At 73.4% G+C, this 248-nt stretch carries 1 protein-coding gene; it reads right to left on the bottom strand.

Going from position 1 to position 248, the window contains the following annotated elements; translation table 11 throughout:
• Positions 1–41: 41 nt before the first annotated feature.
• Positions 42–248, bottom strand: a 207-nt coding sequence (locus KVT44_RS56535; protein ID WP_302832277.1) for a sigma factor-like helix-turn-helix DNA-binding protein, incomplete at its 5' end; no start/stop codon positions are given.

Below are 248 nucleotides of genomic sequence, written 5' to 3' on the forward strand. Positions count from 1 at the left end.
AGTTCGTGACAGGCAAGCGCTGGGTCGGGGCCCTGGCGCCGCTACGCGACGGCGCCGGAGACGCGCGGCAGCGTGATGGGCGAGGTCACGACGCGCGCCGCGGTCTGCAGCTGGTCGAGGGCGCCAGGGGTGAGGGAGCGCACGGCGCTGAGGGCCTCCCCCGTGAGCGCGGCGATCTCGGTCTGGCTATAGCCGCCGAAGTAGGCGAGCGCGATGACCCGCTGCTGCTCGAGGCTCATGTCGCCCAG

The organism is Streptomyces sp. GbtcB7, from assembly GCF_019091445.1.
GTDB classification, from domain to species: Bacteria; Actinomycetota; Actinomycetes; order Streptomycetales; family Streptomycetaceae; genus Streptomyces; species Streptomyces mirabilis.